The organism is Vibrio sp. B1REV9 (genome assembly GCF_905175395.2).
Lineage (GTDB): Bacteria > Pseudomonadota > Gammaproteobacteria > Enterobacterales > Vibrionaceae > Vibrio > Vibrio alfacsensis.
This window is the reverse complement of record NZ_CAJIMW020000221.1, coordinates 559,901-574,873: the sequence shown is the minus strand read 5'-3', so window position 1 is coordinate 574,873 and position 14,973 is coordinate 559,901. Positions and strand designations below refer to the sequence as shown.

At 44.6% G+C, this 14,973-nt stretch carries 11 protein-coding genes and 2 pseudogenes; 9 read left to right on the top strand and 4 right to left on the bottom strand.

The annotated features are described in order from the left end of the window. Nucleotides 1-8: 8 nt before the first annotated feature. The 4 genes and pseudogenes from lon (at nucleotide 9) to KHN78_RS02980 (ending at nucleotide 5,421) form a co-directional block, all read left to right on the top strand. Complete coding sequence (gene lon, locus KHN78_RS02995) at nucleotides 9-2,360, top strand: endopeptidase La (protein ID WP_128811311.1); 2,352 nt, start codon at nucleotides 9-11, stop codon at nucleotides 2,358-2,360. Nucleotides 2,361-2,551: 191 nt separating this feature from the next. Further along, on the top strand, nucleotides 2,552-2,824 hold the full coding sequence (locus KHN78_RS02990; RefSeq protein ID WP_128811310.1) for an HU family DNA-binding protein: 273 nt from the start codon (nucleotides 2,552-2,554) through the stop codon (nucleotides 2,822-2,824). Between the two features lie 234 nt (nucleotides 2,825-3,058). Continuing rightward, nucleotides 3,059-4,917 (top strand): annotated as a pseudogene (gene ppiD / locus KHN78_RS02985) (peptidylprolyl isomerase). 189 nt (nucleotides 4,918-5,106) lie between these two features. After that, nucleotides 5,107-5,421, top strand: a complete 315-nt coding sequence (locus tag KHN78_RS02980) for a ComEA family DNA-binding protein (RefSeq protein ID WP_128811308.1) — start codon at nucleotides 5,107-5,109, stop codon at nucleotides 5,419-5,421. Nucleotides 5,422-5,560: 139 nt separating this feature from the next. Here the strand turns inward: KHN78_RS02980 and rrtA are convergent, their stop codons facing one another. Next, the gene (gene rrtA, locus KHN78_RS02975) at nucleotides 5,561-6,112 is read right to left on the bottom strand and encodes a rhombosortase (RefSeq protein WP_211919765.1); all 552 of its coding nucleotides are present in this window, start codon (nucleotides 6,110-6,112) and stop codon (nucleotides 5,561-5,563) included. 3 nt (nucleotides 6,113-6,115) lie between these two features. Between rrtA and KHN78_RS02970 the strand changes: the two genes are divergently transcribed. Continuing rightward, nucleotides 6,116-6,733, top strand: coding sequence for a tRNA-uridine aminocarboxypropyltransferase (locus KHN78_RS02970; protein ID WP_211919764.1), 618 nt, complete (start codon nucleotides 6,116-6,118; stop codon nucleotides 6,731-6,733). 82 nt (nucleotides 6,734-6,815) lie between these two features. Here the strand turns inward: KHN78_RS02970 and KHN78_RS02965 are convergent, their stop codons facing one another. The 3 genes from KHN78_RS02965 to KHN78_RS02955 form a co-directional block, all read right to left on the bottom strand. Continuing rightward, nucleotides 6,816-8,138: an anti-phage deoxyguanosine triphosphatase gene (locus KHN78_RS02965; protein ID WP_211919763.1), complete on the bottom strand. Its 1,323-nt coding sequence runs from the start codon at nucleotides 8,136-8,138 to the stop codon at nucleotides 6,816-6,818. Nucleotides 8,139-8,153: 15 nt separating this feature from the next. Further along, the gene (gene yfbR, locus KHN78_RS02960; protein WP_211919762.1) at nucleotides 8,154-8,738 is read right to left on the bottom strand and encodes a 5'-deoxynucleotidase; all 585 of its coding nucleotides are present in this window, start codon (nucleotides 8,736-8,738) and stop codon (nucleotides 8,154-8,156) included. Nucleotides 8,739-8,851: 113 nt separating this feature from the next. Beyond that, on the bottom strand, nucleotides 8,852-10,066 hold the full coding sequence (locus KHN78_RS02955) for a pyridoxal phosphate-dependent aminotransferase (protein ID WP_128811305.1): 1,215 nt from the start codon (nucleotides 10,064-10,066) through the stop codon (nucleotides 8,852-8,854). Between the two features lie 217 nt (nucleotides 10,067-10,283). Between KHN78_RS02955 and KHN78_RS02950 the strand changes: the two are divergent. The 4 genes and pseudogenes from KHN78_RS02950 (at nucleotide 10,284) to menB (ending at nucleotide 14,969) form a co-directional block, all read left to right on the top strand. Then, nucleotides 10,284-11,590: pseudogene (locus tag KHN78_RS02950) on the top strand (isochorismate synthase MenF). Further along, on the top strand, nucleotides 11,587-13,296 hold the full coding sequence (menD, locus tag KHN78_RS02945) for a 2-succinyl-5-enolpyruvyl-6-hydroxy-3-cyclohexene-1-carboxylic-acid synthase (RefSeq protein WP_211919761.1): 1,710 nt from the start codon (nucleotides 11,587-11,589) through the stop codon (nucleotides 13,294-13,296). Before KHN78_RS02950 ends, menD begins: the two are co-directional and overlap by 4 nt. Further along, on the top strand, nucleotides 13,283-14,110 hold the full coding sequence (menH, locus tag KHN78_RS02940; protein WP_211919760.1) for a 2-succinyl-6-hydroxy-2,4-cyclohexadiene-1-carboxylate synthase: 828 nt from the start codon (nucleotides 13,283-13,285) through the stop codon (nucleotides 14,108-14,110). The genes menD and menH overlap by 14 nt, the downstream gene beginning before the upstream one ends. After that, entirely contained in the window at nucleotides 14,103-14,969 is an 867-nt protein-coding gene (gene menB / locus KHN78_RS02935) for a 1,4-dihydroxy-2-naphthoyl-CoA synthase (protein WP_128811301.1), read from the top strand. The genes menH and menB overlap by 8 nt, the downstream gene beginning before the upstream one ends. The last annotated feature ends 4 nt before the right edge of the window (nucleotides 14,970-14,973 follow it).

Sequence of the window (14,973 nt, the reverse complement as noted above, 5' to 3'; positions counted from 1 at the left end):
AGAATTATATGAACTTGGAACGTTCCGAGCGTATCGAGATCCCGGTATTACCTCTACGTGACGTAGTGGTCTACCCACACATGGTTATTCCATTGTTTGTCGGTCGTGAGAAATCGATTAGCTGTCTAGAAACGGCGATGGAAACAAACAAACAAGTTCTGCTTGTGGCACAAAAGCAAGCTGACACTGATGAGCCGACCGTAGATGACCTATTTGAAGTAGGTACGGTAGCGACGATTCTCCAACTGCTTAAGCTACCAGATGGCACAGTAAAAGTGTTGGTTGAGGGTCAGCAGCGTGCGAAGATCAATCACTTTAAAGAAAGCGACTTCTTCCTTGCTGAAGCGGAATATATCGTTACGCCTGAGCTAGATGAACGTGAACAAGAAGTGATTGTACGTAGTGCGATCAACCAGTTTGAAGGTTTCATTAAGCTAAACAAAAAAATCCCACCAGAAGTACTGACTTCGCTAACGGGGATTGAAGAAGCAGCTCGTTTGGCTGATACCATTGCCGCACACATGCCATTGAAGTTGGTGGATAAACAGCAAGTTCTTGAAACAGTAGATATTTCAGAGCGTCTTGAGTTCCTGATGGGACAGATGGAGTCTGAGATTGATCTTCTTCAAGTTGAAAAGCGCATCCGCGGCCGTGTGAAAAAGCAGATGGAAAAATCTCAACGCGAGTACTACCTGAATGAGCAAATGAAAGCGATTCAGAAAGAACTTGGTGAGATGGAAGATGCGCCAGATGAATTTGAAGCACTGAAGCAAAAGATTGAAGAATCTAAAATGCCTCAGGATGCACGCGAGAAGACAGAACAAGAGCTACAAAAGCTTAAGATGATGTCGCCAATGTCGGCTGAAGCGACCGTGGTACGTAGCTACATCGATTGGATGGTAAGCGTGCCATGGGCGAAACGCTCGAAAGTTAAGAAGAACCTTGCGAAAGCAGAAGAGATTCTAAATGAAGATCACTACGGTTTAGAGCGTGTTAAAGAACGTATTCTTGAGTACTTAGCGGTACAAAACCGTATCAACAAGCTCAAAGGTCCGATTCTTTGTCTTGTAGGACCTCCTGGTGTCGGTAAAACGTCTCTAGGCCGTTCTATTGCGGCTGCGACAGGTCGTAAATACACTCGCATGGCTTTAGGTGGCGTGCGTGATGAAGCTGAAATTCGTGGTCACCGTCGAACTTACATTGGTTCGTTGCCAGGTAAGCTCATTCAGAAAATGTCGAAAGTTGGCGTTAAAAACCCTCTTTTCCTTTTGGATGAAATTGACAAGATGTCGTCGGATATGCGTGGCGATCCATCTTCTGCACTGCTTGAAGTACTCGATCCGGAACAAAACAACGCATTCAACGATCACTATCTAGAAGTGGATTACGATCTGTCTGACGTGATGTTCGTAGCAACCTCGAACTCGATGGATATTCCGGGGCCGTTGTTAGACCGTATGGAAGTGATTCGTCTTTCTGGTTACACAGAAGACGAGAAGCTAAACATTGCGAAGCGTCATCTTGTTGATAAGCAAGTACAGCGCAATGGTCTTAAGCCACATGAAATTACGATCGAAGATTCAGCAATCATCGGCATTATTCGTTACTACACACGTGAAGCGGGTGTGCGTAGCCTAGAGCGCGAAATCTCGAAGATCTGTCGTAAAGCAGTGAAGAACATTCTACTGGATAGTAGCTTGAAATCTGTGACGGTAACAATGGACAACCTAAAAGAGTACTTAGGTGTTCAACGTCATGATTTCGGTAAAGCGGACGACAGTAACCGCATCGGTCAAGTGACGGGTCTTGCTTGGACACAAGTGGGTGGCGATCTACTAACGATTGAAACCGAAGCGATGCCAGGTAAAGGTAAGTTGACGCAAACAGGTTCACTTGGCGATGTTATGAAAGAGTCGATCCAAGCGGCAATGACGGTTGTGCGTTCGCGTGCTGAGAAGCTGGGCATTAACTCAGATTTCTACGAGAAGCGTGATATCCACGTACACGTTCCTGAAGGCGCAACACCAAAAGACGGCCCAAGTGCGGGTATTGCAATGTGTACTGCACTGGTTTCTAGCTTGACAGGTAACCCAGTTAAAGCAGAAGTCGGTATGACAGGTGAGATCACACTACGTGGTGAAGTTCTACCTATCGGCGGTCTTAAAGAGAAGTTGCTTGCGGCGCACCGTGGTGGCATCAAAACAGTCCTGATTCCTAAAGACAATGAGCGTGATTTGGAAGAGATTCCTGACAACGTCATTGCTGATCTTCAAGTGATTCCAGTACAGTGGATTGATGAAGTTCTTAAAGTTGCACTAGAGCGAGACCCGACAGGCGTTGAGTTCGACGCTAAAAAATAGTGATGTGCAGCAAAAATAAGTAAAACTTTACGCTGATAGGCTCAAAAAGGCTTGTCAGCGTTTTTTTTGGAAGCTAACTTAAGCTCGATAGCTGTCAGCCCTTGAAATATAAGGGGTGACACATTTTTTCTTTACAATGGAACGAAAGTCATCACAAAAATAATCACAGATGACATTAAGGGGAAATCACAGTGAATAAAACTCAGTTAGTAGAACAAATCGCACAAAATGCAGATATTTCTAAAGCATCAGCTGGCCGCGCTCTAGACGCATTCATTGAAGCAGTAAGTGGTACGCTTCAGTCTGGTGACCAAGTTGCACTTGTTGGCTTTGGTACATTTAGCGTACGTACTCGTGCAGCTCGCACAGGTCGTAACCCTAAGACTGGTGAAGAAATCCAAATCGCAGAAGCGAAAGTGCCAGCGTTTAAAGCGGGTAAAGCGCTTAAAGACGCTTGTAACTAATTTCTTGTAACTCTCCTTCCTAGTGATGTCTTATTGATAACGCAAGGTAGAGTTTACAAAGGCTGTTGCGTAATTTTTGCTCAAACGGTGCGTTTGGAACAAAAATTTACAAACAAAGAGCCGAACTTTTTTAAATTATGCGCATCCTACTGATGCGCATTTCTTTTTCTGATATTATTGCGACATTATTTCTATTAGAAGCAGTTGGCTTCATTTGTGGAGAGCAGTTAAATTATGATGGATCGACTACGCGAAGGCGTGAATAGCATCGCGGTCAAAATTATCCTTGGACTTATCATCCTATCTTTCGTTTTCGCAGGTGTAGGTAGCTACGTTGCTGGCGGTAACAATAATGTTGCTGCGAAAGTTGGAAATACCGATATTGCTCGTGGTGAGTTCGAGATGGCATACCAAAATGAGCGTAACCGCATGCAAGCTCAATTGGGTGATTACTTCTCTCAAATGCTGGCTGACCCTGCATACGTGGAATCTTTCCGTAAATCCGTTCTAGATCGTATGATCAATGACGTATTGCTTGATCAACAAGCAGAAGCATTAGGTCTGCGCATTAGTGACGCTCAAGTCCGTAGCATGATTCTAGAAATGCCTCAGTTCCAATCTAACGGTAAGTTTGATCAAGAGGTCTACCAAGCGTCTCTACGTCGTGCAGGCTTCTCTCCAGACTCATTTGCAGAATACATGCGTCGTGAGTTGGTTCGTGAGCAACTATTGAATGCACTGCAAACCAGTGAGTTTACACTACCTGGCGAAGTTCAGGCTGAAGGCAAACTGCTAACTCAAACTCGTGACGTTCGCACTATCACCATCGATTTGGCGGAGTTTGCGAAGAAAGTAGATCTTACTGACGAAGAAATTCAAGAGTACTACAAAGCGAATCCAGATAACTTCACTCGTCCTGAGCAAGTAAAAGTTGCTTACATCGAGCTTTCTGCTGAAGCGCTTAAGAAGCAAATTCAAGTTTCTGACGCAGACGTTAAGAAATACTACGACGAGCATCTAGATAAATACTCAACAGAAGAACAACGTCGCGTTGCTCACATTCTTGTTGAGGGTGATGATGAAGCGAAAGCCCAAGCGATTCTTGATGAGCTAAATGCAGGCGCTGATTTTGCAACTGTCGCAAAAGAAAAATCGGAAGACTTTGGCAGTGCTGAAAACGGCGGTGATCTAGGTTGGATCGAACGTGATGTGATGGACCCATCATTGAAGAAGCGGCATTTGCACTTAAGAACCCTGGTGATATGACAGGCCTAGTCAAATCAGACTTTGGTTACCACATCATTAAGCTAGAAGAGCTTAAAGGTGCTGTTGCGAAGCCTTACTCTGAAGTTGCAGCAGAAATCAAACAAGAAATGATTGACCAAAAAGCCGTTGATCAATTCTATGAGCTACAAAGTGAGCTTGAAAAGGTGGCATTCGAATACCCTGACTCTCTAGACGATGCATCTAAAGCAGTTGGCCAGGAAGTGAAAACAACGGATTTCATCTCTCAAGTTGATGCTCCAGAAGTTCTGAAGAATCCAGCGGTAATTCAAGCGATTCTAAGCCCAGAAGTGAAAGAAGATGGTCTGAACTCTGAAGCGATTGAAATTGCACCTGAGCACATCATTGTTGTACGTGTTGAAGACGCTCGTGATGAAACGGTATTGCCACTAGACGAAGTGAAAGGACAAGTTGTCGCTGAGTTGTCTCGTGTGAAAGGCGAACAAGGCGCAATTGAACTAGGTACAAAAGTTGTTGCAGCGCTTAAAGAGGGCAATACGGATATTCTTGCTGAAAACAATCTAGCATTTGGTGAGCAAGAATCGATTGATCGTCGTTCTCCTTTAGCAACAACGGTATTTGCAATGGCAAAACCAGTTGATGGCAAGCCGATGTTCGGTCAGTCAAAAGATCTAGACGGTAACATCGTTGTTATCGAACTTGACGCCGTTCATGCAGAGCTTGATAGTTCATTAGAACAGCAAGTTGCAACGCAAATGCTACGTGCATCAGCTCAGCAAGACTTGTCTTCTGTGGTTGCTGTACTTCGTGAAAATACAGATATTGAATACTTTGTTGTGAGCAACTAAGCATTCTTGATGTAATTTGTATGTTGACAAAAACGGGCCGCATTCGCGGCCCGTTTTATTTTTTTCGGTAGTCACTTTCATGCCTAGATTGGCTTTTTTAGAGTAGTGTCGATGGTTCGCTAGCGGATACCAAGTGGAGTCAATAGCTGGCGAGATGAATACCTAACATAGCCATAAAAGGGAAAAAACATGAAATGGATTTTAACAATAAGCTTAATGTTGTTGAGCTCTTTAGCTTGGGCTACAGACAGCCAAACTGGCAGCGCAGAGACGTCAAGCAATAAAGCAGCAAAGTATGACGGTATTGAAATTACCGTAAACGTGAATACCGCTTCGGCACAAGAAATTGCGAGTTTGCTTAACGGTATCGGTGAAAAGAAAGCACAAGATATCGTTGATTACCGCAAGGAGCATGGGCCATTTAAAACGGCTGCAGATTTGACGAATGTAAAAGGTATTGGCGATGCTACCGTGAAGAAAAACGAGGATCGAATCCTACTTTAACGGTGTCGTTCGCGTAAAAATCAAGACTTAATAAGAATATCTTGATTACTGAGAAAACAGATAAATCAGCTTCATCCGATTACTGCTGTCCCGAGCCGATGACTTTTAGGGTTCGGGCTTTTTTATTGATTGCGAACGATTAGCCAAAAATACGACGCTTTAAGCCTTTTTCTATGCACACCATTGTTAAGCCACCAATCGCGCCAATCAAATGGGCGTCAATGGCAACCTTTGCACCAATCATTGTCGCAGTGCTTGCGGAGGGGCCATAGAGCTGCTCCCAAGCAATTTTCGCAATCAGGCCGACAACTAACAGCACACTGCTTCTTCTACCCTCGAAAACTTCTCTTAGTGCCCAAAAACCAAAAAGTCCATGCAATACACCGGATAGACCGACATAAATGGACAGGCTGGTAAATAGATTTATCGTTCCAACAAAAGTACACAGCAATATAAAGATAACAAGAAAGTTGCGCGTGGTAGGACGAAAAATAAAACCAATGATCCACAATGCAGCAATGTTCATTCCAAGGTGAGCAAAGTTGGTATGGGTGAGATTTCCTGTTACGATTCGCCACCATTCACCGTGGCGTATATTATAAGCGTGCCATTCGGTAAGGCTTGCCATCGGTTCGGATTGAAGTATTAAACAGATAATGCTGATGATGCTCAGCAATGTATAAAGGTTCACACTATGTCTCGTTATTGTTCTCAATGTGGAAAATCACGCAAAGCTTGTATTTGCCAATGGGTTGTACCGCTAGGAAACGAGATTGAACTTATCATTCTTCAGCATACGAGTGAAGAACATCGTCCTCTGGGTACGGCACGGATTCTCAATTTGAGTTTAAATTGTTGTACTTGTCTGATTGGTGAGGATTTTTCTAACGATGCATTGCTCAATGAATATCTTGCTGATGACCACTATCAACACTTTATTCTGTACCCATCGGAATCTTCGCTTTGTTTGTCTGAACTTACCAATAGTAGCGTGACGAAACACAAAAAAATGCGTCTTATCTTGCTTGATGGTACGTGGAAGAAAGCCTACAAAATGTGGCAGCTTTCGACTAATTTACACTGCCTACCAACGGTCAAGCTACCTGAAGATCTTCAAGGCCATTATACGATTCGTAAAGCACCATCTGAAAATAGCTTGTCGACAGTAGAGGCGGGTTACTACGCTTTAAGCTTGCTTGAGCCAAACAAAGATTTTTCACCGCTTTTGAATGCTTTTGAAAAAATGATTGAGTTTCAAATCGCCCAGATGCCTCCGGGCGTATTTGAGAAGAACTATCTGAAAGGTGAGTAGTCTATTGCAAACGCAAACAGCTTATTGTTGAATGTTTGATTTACAACACACGGTTTACAACGCGTTGTTTATAAAACATTGTTTATAACACAATGGAAGAGAACAACTGGCGATGGAGTTTTTGGGCATGGCCATCGGTCATTGCAGAAATATAGTCCGCGATAACACGCATTTTGGCACTCTCGCACTTTGCTTGTTGCCATAATGAACATGTGTGCTGTGGCAGCAGGCGTTCTGGGTCTGCACTTAGCGCTTCAAACAAATCCATGATGATCTGTTGCCCCTTGTACTCAACAATCTGAACTTGATGCACTTGAATTACATACTTACTAACGAAGTGCTTGAGCACTTCAAGTGCTTTTGCCATTTGTGGTTCTAAACATGCGTTCCATGCAAGTAATGGATTACGAAAAGGTTCATCAACGACTTTAATCGAGATACTGGTGAGCAGGGCGTTAACGATACCGCCAATCGCATCTTTACGTTCATGGTGTTTGCCACTAAATAGCATCTGGCCAATGGAACCAATGTGAGTTTCGAACCATGGGTCACCGCAATCTGCCAGTTTGCTTGCCGCTCCCTCTTGCCATTGCTGACGAGTCACCATGCCCAGTACGATGGCATCTTCTAAATCATGCACGCCATAAGCAATGTCATCGGCCAACTCCATGATGGAGCAGTCGAGCGATTTAAAACGTGTTTTGCTGTGCTCTAAATCTGAGCTTGGTCTGCAACGCATTTGACTCAGTAACGCTGTATCTTCATCCGTTAATGGGGCAATTACCCAATCAAATAAATCTTTGTCACAATCGTAAATGCCTTTTGCAGGGCTCCAGTCTTTTGCTTTGAGTTTGCGTTGATGTTCAACCGGGTTCGGTAAACACTCTGAACGCGTCTGGCTGAGTAGTGCAGGGTACTTGATGAGACCAAGTAAGGTTCGGCGCGACAAGTTCATTCCGAAGTGTTCGGTGTAAGGCTCCAATTTAGTCACAATACGAAATGTTTGCGCATTGCCCTCAAAGCCGCCGTGATCTCGCATCATGTAATTCAGCGCGACTTCGCCGCCATGTCCATACGGAGGGTGCCCAATGTCGTGAGCGAGGCACAAGGAATCTATTAAGCTGTCAGATGGCAGTAAATCTCGAAACTCTGGTTGTTTCTTCTTTAACTGTGCAACAATACCGGTTCCGAGCTGTGCCGCTTCTAATGAGTGGGTCAGGCGAGTACGATGAAAGTCCTCTAAGCTGTTGCCATGAACTTGGGTTTTTGCTTGTAAGCGACGAAAAGCTGCAGAGTGTAGGATCCGTGCGCGATCTCGTTGATACGGGCTACGGTGGTCATCACGACGGATTTTATGCTCATCATCATGGCGTTCTTGCCACTGGCTTGGTAAATCAAATGACACGGGACTCTCCGTTAACTAGCTGATTTCATCTAAAGATAACTCAAAGCTGGGCGCAAAGGTATGGAGGAAATATTCCATTTCAGGGGTTTTTCTTTCTTGTAACGTGATGTCGAGACGTTTTTTTGCCAGAGCAAATTCGTGGTTTCCTGCACTGAGTTCTTCTAAACATTTTAAGTAGGCACAAATGGAGTCGGCTTGTTTGACGATCTTAGCGTCTTCTTCATGGGCGGAATGAGAGAGGAGGTAAGGTGCAAAATCATCTTGAAACTCTTCCGGCAACATCGAGAGCAGTTTTTGCTCCGCTGCAGCTTCTATCTTCTTATATTCTTTTGCAATTTCTGGGTTGTAGTATTTGACCGGTGTAGGCAAATCCCCCGTTAATACTTCACTTGAGTCATGATACATCGCAAGAATAGCAATACGCTCTGGGTTTAGGGTACCGCCAAATTTCTTGTTTTTAATGAGAGCGAGGGCGTGAGCAACAAAGGCGACTTGCAGGCTGTGCTCAGACACGTTTTCTGGCGAGACTGAACGCATCAAAGGCCAGCGTTGGATCAGCTTCATGCGTGCCAAATGGGCAAAAAAATGGCTTTCTTTCATTGCTCTCTCCTGTCTACCCACATATTCAGCTTTATGTTGAGGTGTGGATAATAGATATGAAAAAGGAGCTCACTGGGAGCTCCTCTAAGCATATGAGAGTTCAGCAGTAATTACTACTGGCTGTACGTCGATAGGAATCGCTCAAAACGTCCAATTGCCGTTTCAAGATCTTCTACGTGCGGCAGCGTCACGATACGGAAATGGTCAGGCTTAGGCCAGTTGAATCCCGAACCTTGAACAAGAAGTACTTTTTCCTGTTTCAAAAAGTCGAGCACCATCTGTTGGTCGTTCTTGATGTTGTACATCTTCGTATCAATTTTTGGGAACAGATACATTGCGCCTTTTGGTTTTACACAAGACACACCAGGCACTTGGTTGATCAACTCCCATGCGCGGTTGCGCTGCTCAAGTAAACGACCGCCAGGCAAGATCAATTCGTTAATGCTTTGATAGCCGCCTAATGCCGTTTGAATGGCATGCTGCATCGGTACGTTGGCACATAAGCGCATAGAGGAAAGCAACTCTAAACCACTGATGTAGCCTTGAGCGAGGTGCTTTGGCCCTGTTAGGAACATCCAACCACCACGGAAACCACAAACACGGTACGCTTTAGACAGGCCATTAAATGTCATCACCAAAACATCATCAGTCAATGTTGCAACGGATGTGTGTGTCGCACCATCGTAAAGCACTTTGTCGTAGATTTCGTCGGCAAAAATGATCAGGTTGTGCTGACGGGCGATTTCAATCACTTCAAGTAGGAAATCACGATTGTAGACCGCACCCGTTGGGTTGTTTGGGTTGATCAGAACAATGCCGCGTGTTTTTGGAGTGATCTTCTTTTTAATGTCGTCTAGATCTGGGTACCAGTCCGCACCTTCATCACACATATAGTGCACAGGTGTGCCACCAGACAATGCGACAGATGCCGTCCACAATGGGTAATCTGGCGATGGGATCAGCATTTCGTCACCGTTATTCAGTAACGCTTGCATTGCCATGACGATCAGTTCAGAAACGCCATTACCCACATACACATCTTCGACATCCAGTGAACGAATGCCTTTACGTTGGTAGTGCTGTACAACGGCTTTACGTGCAGAGTAAATGCCTTTGGAATCACAGTAACCTTGAGACGTTGGTAGGTTACGGATGACATCAACCAGGATCTCGTCTGGGGCATCAAAACCAAATGGGGCAGGATTGCCGATATTTAGTTTTAGGATTTTATGCCCTTCTTCTTCCATGCGCTTAGCATGTTTGAGTACAGGCCCCCTAATGTCGTAGCATACATTGTCGAGTTTCGACGACATCCCGATATTTTGCATTGCGTAATTCCTAAAAAATCGTTAATTTCTTTATTAAAATACAGTAATTTGATATTTATTAGAATAAATATCTGTAAATTATCCTGTTGCTGGCTAAGTTTTGTTCGGCTTCAATCACAGGATTTTGCAAAAGATCGCATACCACCTTGATTTGCTTTGGGTCTAAACTTAGAGTAGCCATCAGTTATTCCTTATCCTCACGTATTTCGAGGTTGATTTGTCACAGTTCCATCAAGCCGTAAAGAGAATTATCGAGCGAGTTCAGCAAGCGGAAGGCAATCAAACACGTCTAGTCGAACCTTTAAGTGCGAAACCAAATTTCGCATTTATTGATTGGTTAGAAGCACAACCACTTTTTCCCAAGTTTTACTGGCAGTCCCGTGATACTCGTGAAGAAGTTGTTGCTCTTGGGCAACTCCATACATTCGTAGAACCTGGGCCTGCGTACACCATTCTGGGTGAGGGGCAGAGAGTTTGGGGTGGTCGTTCGTTTGATGGCCAGCATGAAAAAATCGCCGCTGTATGCCGTCGTTCTTTTTTCTACCGCAAATTGAATTGATACGCTTTGATCAGCAATGGTCTCTTGCCGTTAACATTTCTGACGATAAAACGCGTACATTAGCCGGTTTGCAGAAACTGGTTTGTGATGTACCAAGCCTAGCGCCCGTTTCGTCTCACATTTTATCTATTGAACATTCGCCATCGGAATCTCAGTGGCATGACTTAGTTGATAAGGTGCTAACTGGGATTAAAAACGATGACTTCAAGAAAGTGGTCTTGGCACGTAAATCTTCTGTTCATTTAGACACAGAACTCAGTGCTGCTCAGTTATTGAAAGCCAGCTATTTAAATAATCACCATAGCTTCCATTTTTTGTTTAGCTTAGACAGCAAGCACAGCTTTATGGGCTCGACGCCTGAGCGACTTTATTCTCGAGTTGGGCATGAACTGCATACCGAAGCGCTCGCGGGCACGATAGGACGTGGTAGTAACGCAGCAGAAGATATGGAACTGGCAAATTGGTTGTCGAATGATTCGAAAAACCTCAATGAAAATCAATATGTCGTAGACGATATTATCGAGCGTTTACAGCCTCACTCTGAAATGGTTGAAGTCGATAAAGAAGCGAGTTTAGTTCGATTAAGAAAAGTGCAGCATCTCAAGCGTCATATTCATGCGCAATTACACTCTGGAATAAACGGTGTTCAACTGCTTTCTGCTCTGCAGCCCACAGCGGCCGTAGCAGGGTTGCCACGTAAAGAGTCGATGCAGTTTATTCTTGATAATGAGCCGTTTGCTCGAGGTTGGTATGCCGGGTCTATGGGCTATATTAGCCATGAACGCGCTGAATTTTGTGTCGCCATTCGAAGCGCATTGATCCTAGGGGATCAAGTTCAGTTATTTGCAGGAGCAGGTATTGTTCCAGGTTCGATTGCAGAGCATGAATGGTCTGAGTTAGATAAAAAGATGTCGACATTACTTTCACTTATTTCAGAGCATCCACCGCTAGGGGTGGCGTCATGAACGTCGATCAAGCGGTACTTAACCGTATTTGGTCTGAAACCATCTTATTGGAATTGAACCGTTGTGGGGTAAATCATGTTTGCATCGCACCGGGCTCTCGTTCAACCCCTCTAACTTTAGAAGCGGCCGATAACCCGAACCTTACTATTCATACTCATTTCGATGAGCGTGGTTTGGGATTTATGGCGCTTGGATTGGCAAAAGCAAGCGATGAGCCGGTTGCAGTGATCGTGACATCGGGCACCGCGGTGGCGAACTTGCTACCAGCAATTGCAGAGGCGAAGCTAACGGGTGAAAAGTTGGTGGTGTTGACCGCTGACCGACCTGTTGAATTGGTGGGTTGTGGTGCAAATCAGGCGATCAATCAATTAGGCATTTTCTCAGGTCATGTCTCTGACAGCTTAAATTTACCAAGTCCGGCATTATCGACACCGTTGAATTGGTTGCTGACCTCTATTGATGAAGTCATGTTTACTCAGCGTCAAAAGGGCAGTGCCGTGCATATTAATTGTGCATTTCCAGAGCCGCTTTATTCAAATGGTGAGAAAAACGCTTATCAGCCTTATCTTGATACGGTTGCTCATTGGCGAAATAGTACAGCGACATATTGCCAACGTTTTCTGTCTCAAGGTGCAGGCGAACTTCCTAGGTACGGCGATAAAAAAGGCGTGGTTGTTATTGGTAGTTTGCCTTTGCAGCAAGCTCAGGCGGCAAGAACATTTGCAGAAACAATGGGGTGGCCAGTATTTGCTGATCCACAAAGTGGTGTGAGCTCGAATTGGGCCTACTATGATCTGTGGCTTCAGCATGAGGTGTTTGCGCAGCAATTAGGCGAGTGTGATCTGATTGTACAGTTCGGTAGTCGAATTATCTCTAAACGTTTAAATCAGTGGATTGAGAAACAAGTCTCTTTACACTCACAGGTTGATTATTGGCTGATTTCTTCTCGCCCAGAGCGTGACAACCAGAGTCACTTACCTCAGACGCATTGGGTGGCAGATCCTTGTCGTTGGGTAAATCATACGGCTTACACTGAGTCTCTGTATGCTGGCTGGGCAGACCAATTAGCGGAAGATATTCAGAGAGTTATTGAGCAGTCGAATCAACTGTTTATCTCAAATCCTAAAACAGAACTAAGCGAAATTGCATTAGCTGTCGATATTAACGTACGAGCTCAAAATACAGATTTATTCTTGGGCAACAGTTTGTTTGTTCGCTTTGTCGACATGTTTGGCAAGCTTAATGATACAGACGTTTTCACAAATCGAGGTGCGTCCGGTATTGATGGTCTGTTCGCAACGGCCAGTGGCGTGCAACGTGCACGACAAAATCCATTGCTGATCTACATTGGTGATACATCTGCGCTGTACGACCTGAATTCCTTATCTTTGTTTACACATACGAAGTTGCCGACCGTCATCGTGGTGACGAATAATGATGGTGGTGCCATATTCGATTTGCTGCCAGTTCCCCAGTCTCGTCGTGAGCAATTTTATCAGATGCCACATGGGTATGAATTTGAGCATGCGGCAAAGCAGTTTGATTTGAGTTATCTAAAGCCAAGTTCATTGGAAGAATACCAACGTGCTGTAAATGACCACTTAGCAAACGGTCAAAACGCACTGTTGGTAGAAGTGCAAACGCCGGCCAATCAGGCTGCTGAGCATTTAAAGGCATTTAATAAAAACTTACATGCTCTATTCTGAATACCATTCCGCAACTGAAAAACACCAAAGTGGCAATCAGCCCACTTTGGTGTTTTTGCATGGGTTGCTTGGCAGCGGGTTAGATTGGCAAGCATGTTTAAGTGAACTCTCTCAATATCATCGAGTAACCATTGATCTTCCTGGTCATGGACAAAGCCAATTGGTTCATTGCAGTGACCTGAGTGATTGCTGCAAACTGCTCAAATCCACACTATCTTTATTATTTCCCTCACAACAATCTTTTATTCTGATTGGTTACTCAATGGGGGGACGAATTGCAATGCATGGCCTTGCCCATCAATGTTTCCAAGATCTCAATATGAGAGGGGCAATCATTGAGGGGGGAAACTTTGGGTTGCAAACTGTGTCAGAAAAACAAGCAAGATTGAAAAATGATACTTATTGGGCTGAGCGCTTTAAAACTGAGCCACTTGAGTGCGTTTTGAACGATTGGTACCAACAGCCCGTGTTTTCTTCACTAAACCATGAGCAAAGACAAACATTAGTGGCAAAACGAAGTGCTAATCTTGGTTCGGCGATTGCGAATATGTTGCTTGCGACCTCTTTAGCGAAGCAATCCTATTTGCTGCCAACATTGCTGAAACAAGCAGTACCACTCTATTACTTATGTGGTGCGAAAGATAAAAAATTTAGCCAATTGGCCGAAAACTGCGGATTGGCGTATCGACAAATTGAAGGGGCGGGGCACAATGCCCATCAAGAGCAACCTGCGCAGTTTGCGATGCAAATAAATCAAATAATTCATTCTCACTTTAGTGAGAGCAACGAGAACAATGGGAATCACCATGGCTAAAACAGTAGGCATTTCTGAAGAAGAACTTTACGCTCCAGTTCAATGGAAAGATTGCGGCGAAAAATATGAAGACATTCACTACCATAAATCGGTAGATGGTATTGCAAAAATTACCATTGCTCGTCCACAGGTGCGTAATGCATTCCGTCCTCAAACCGTAAAAGAAATGATTGATGCACTTGCAGACGCACGTTACGACTCAGGAGTCGGCGTTATCATCCTAACGGGTCTTGGTGAAGATGCATTCTGTTCTGGCGGTGATCAGAAGATCCGTGGTGATTACGGCGGTTACAAAGATGATCAAGGTACGCATCACCTAAACGTGTTGGATTTCCAACGTGATATTCGTACTTGTCCAAAACCAGTGATTGCGTCTGTTGCAGGTTGGGCGGTTGGTGGCGGTCACGTACTGCACATGATGTGTGACCTAACGATTGCGGCTGACAATGCTCAATTTGGTCAAACAGGTCCTAAAGTTGGCTCTTTCGATGGTGGCTGGGGTGCGTCTTATATGGCTCGTATCGTTGGTCAAAAGAAAGCGCGCGAAATCTGGTTCTTATGTCGCTTCTACAATGCACAAGAAGCGGTAGACATGGGCCTAGTAAACACCGTGGTTCCTCTAGCGGATCTAGAAAAAGAGACCGTTCGTTGGTGTCGTGAAGTGCTACAGCACAGCCCAATGGCATTGCGTTGTTTGAAAGCGGCATTGAACGCCGACTGTGATGGTCAAGCTGGCTTGCAAGAACTTGCGGGTAACGCGACCATGATGTTCTACATGACAGATGAAGGTCAAGAGGGCCGTAACGCATTTAACGAGAAACGTCGCCCAGACTTCGATAAGTTCCCTCGTAACCCATAACCCG